Genomic DNA, 3,276 nt, shown 5'->3' on the forward strand with positions numbered 1-3,276 from the left:
ATGAGGGCGAGCCGTACACGATTTCCGCCATCCGTCTGTCCGGTAACCTGCTCGATCGCCAGGCAGAGCTAACGAAACTCGTCAAGATCAAACCGGGTGACCGCTTCTCGGCTGCCAGGCTGAAGGCTGCCACCAAGGCGGTGGTCGACAAGCTCGGTGAATATGGTTACGCGTTTGCCACGGTGAACGCACAGCCGCAGATCGACCAGCTGCACCATACCGTCGACCTGACGCTGCAGGTCGATCCGAGCCGCCGCGTCTATGTGCGCCGCATCAACATTATCGGCAACACCCGCACGCGCGACGAAGTCGTGCGTCGCGAAATGCGCCAGCTCGAAAGCTCGTGGTTCGACTCGAGCCGTCTCGCGCTGTCGAAAGACCGGATCAACCGTCTCGGCTACTTCACCGACGTCGATGTGACGACGATACCGGTCGAAGGCACGGCGGACCAGGTGGACGTCGACGTGAAGGTTACGGAAAAGCCGACTGGCTCCGTTACCCTCGGTCTTGGCTACGGTTCCGGCGAAGGCCCGATCATTTCGGCGGGCGTGTCGCAGGACAACGTATTCGGTTCGGGCACCAGCCTCGCGGTGAACGTCAACACGGCCACCACGTTCCGTACGCTGACGGTCACGCAGGTCGACCCGTACTTCACGGTAGACGGCATCAAGCGGATTACCGACGTCTACTACCGTACCAGCGAGCCGCTGTACTACTCGAATACGACCGACACGAGCTTCCGGATCATCACCGCGGGCGCGGATATGAAGTTCGGCATTCCGTTCTCCGAATCGGACATGGTGTACTTCGGTCTCGGCTTCGAACAGAACCGTCTGGACGTCGACGCGACCACGCCGCAGAGCTATATCGACTACGTGAACGACTTCGGCCGCGTGTCGAACAACGTGCCGCTGACGATCGGCTGGTCGCGTGACAATCGCGACAGCGCACTGGTGCCGAGCCGCGGTTACTTTACGCAAGCGAACGCCGAATGGGGTTCGCCGATCGGCAGTACGCCTTACTATAAGGCCGACCTGCAAGCACAGTATTACTACTCGTTCGCGCGCGGCTTCGTGCTGGGCCTGAACTTCCAGGGTGGTTACGGTAACGGCCTTGACGGCAAGCCGTTCCCGATTTTCAAGAACTACTATGCAGGCGGTATCGGTTCGGTGCGCGGCTACGAGCCGAGCTCGCTGGGGCCGCGCGATGCGACCACGGGCGATCCGATCGGCGGTTCGAAGATGCTCGTGGGTAACATCGAACTGACGTTCCCGCTGCCGGGTACCGGCTACGACCGCACGCTGCGCGTCTTTACGTTCTTCGACGGCGGTAACGTCTGGGGCGACGAAGGCAGCAGTATCGGCGCGAATGGCCTGCGCTATGCGTATGGTGCGGGTCTCGCGTGGATCTCGCCGATCGGGCCGCTCAAGCTCAGCCTTGGCTTCCCGCTCGTCAAGCACTCCGGCGACCAGTACCAGAAGTTCCAGTTCCAGATCGGGACGGCGTTCTAAGTCTCACATCAAGTCGCCAAACGAGGGCAGCCATAGGCTGCCCTCAGTCGTTTACCGGCACTCGCTGCACCTCTCTGCGAACCTTTCTTGTGCTTCGGGATGCGAAAGGCGGCTTCGCTGCGAGCGCTGAACCGCGCTGCCGCCCTCAGAGCAGCAAATATGAAAATCAGGTAGGGTTCTTGCCGCGATTACAGCGCACGGTTGCGCGCGTATGCTGCATTTGCCAACCCTCGGCGTGCTTTGTTCGAGGCGCGGTTCGTAAGAGATGCCGCTCCGACGAGACGCGGCGAGAGGAAGAGACATCATGGATAACAACGGAACTGGACCAACCCACCCACACCCCCATCCCGGCGAGCGCCGGCGCGGCATCGTAGCCGGGCTCGTCTACGTGTTCGAGCAGGTTATGCCGGACCCGTTCGTCCTATCAATCGGCTTGACCGTGGTCGTTATTCTGCTGGCGTTCGCATTCGCGCCGCACGCGACTATCCCTGTGATCCTGACGTCCTGGTATGGCGGCACCTTCAACATTCTGGGCTTCGCGCTGCAGATGATCCTGATTCTGGCGACGGGTTATGCCATCGCCGAGGCGCCGCTCGTGCAACGCGGTTTGCGGGCGATGGCCGCCGGCGTGAGTACGCCGGCGCGTGCCGCGCTGCTGGTCTTTCCGATCGTCGCGGTGGCCGCGTGGTTGAACTGGGGGTTCGGTCTGATCGTCGGGGCGTTGTTGTCGCGCGAAATCGCGAAGCGCGTGAAAGTGGACTTCGCGTGGCTCGTCGCGGGCAGTTATTCGGCCTGGTCGGTCTGCAACAGCGGGCTGTCGAGCTCGATCGCGTTGTCGCAGGCTTCGCATGGCAATGCCTTGAACCTGGTGGAGAAAGCCACCGGCCAGGTGATTCCGCTGAGCCAGACTGTGTTCGCCCCGTTCGTTTTCATTCCGACTGTGCTGGTGGTCGTGGTGATGACGGCGATCTTCATCCGGATGCACCCGAAACCTGAGCATGTGGTCGCCTTTAGCGAAACCGCCCCGGAAGCGGGTGCCGGCGCGAATGGCAGCACGCATGCCCAGGCGGACGCCGATCCGCACGCGCGTGGCGCGTTGCCGACGTCGTTCGCCGCCCGCGCCGAGCGCTCGATGCTGGGCACGCTGATCCTGCTCGTGCTGGGCATCGGTTACCTGACGATGACCTGGTATGCGAAGGGCTTCGAGCTGGACATCAACACGACGATCCTGATCTTTCTGTTGGTGGGGCTCGCGCTACAGCGCACCCCTATCGCCTACGCCGATGCGATTCGCCGCGCCGCGCGGCAGACCGGTTCGATGCTGCTGCAGTATCCGGTGTACGGCGGCATCATGGGCATCATGACGGGGACGGGCCTCGCATCGACGATTGCCAAGACCTTCGTAGCGATTGCCACGCCGGTGACTCTGCCGGTGCTGAGCTATCTGAGCTCGCTGATCATTACGTTGCTGATCCCGAGTGCGGGTGGGCACTGGGCCGTGCAGGGGCCGTTCGTGCTGCCGGCCGCGCTGAGCCTGCATGCGTCCGTGCCGCGCACCGCGATGGGCGTGGCGATGGCCGAGAACGTCTCCAACATGCTGCAGCCGTTCTGGGCAGTCCCCGTTGTAGCGATTGCAGGGATTCGCATTCAGCGCGTGATGGGCTACACGGCGGTCACCTTCGCGGTGTCGCTCGTAATTTACGGTGTTGCGCTCTGGCTGATTCCGTAAGACGCTGAGTCATGAGCCCGCGCGCCCGCCGTTGCC

Annotated in this window: 2 protein-coding genes; both read left to right on the forward strand. The window is 62.6% G+C overall.

Features of this window, described 5'->3' with window-relative positions:
* On the forward strand, positions 1 to 1,511 hold a 1,511-nt coding region (gene bamA / locus M0954_RS28735), incomplete at its 5' end, for an outer membrane protein assembly factor BamA (RefSeq protein ID WP_297356879.1).
* Positions 1,512 to 1,815: 304 nt separating this feature from the next.
* On the forward strand, positions 1,816 to 3,240 hold the full coding sequence (locus tag M0954_RS28740; RefSeq protein ID WP_297356881.1) for a TIGR00366 family protein: 1,425 nt from the start codon (positions 1,816 to 1,818) through the stop codon (positions 3,238 to 3,240).
* Positions 3,241 to 3,276: the final 36 nt, after the last annotated feature.

Origin of the sequence: Paraburkholderia sp., from assembly GCF_026225065.1 — a bacterium.
In the GTDB taxonomy this organism is placed as follows: domain Bacteria; phylum Pseudomonadota; class Gammaproteobacteria; order Burkholderiales; family Burkholderiaceae; genus Paraburkholderia.

Excerpts from the sequence above, each read along its gene's own strand:
- M0954_RS28740 (WP_297356881.1), top strand. The coding sequence starts at position 1,816 with ATGGATAACAACGGAACTGGACCAACCCACCCACACCCCCATCCCGGC.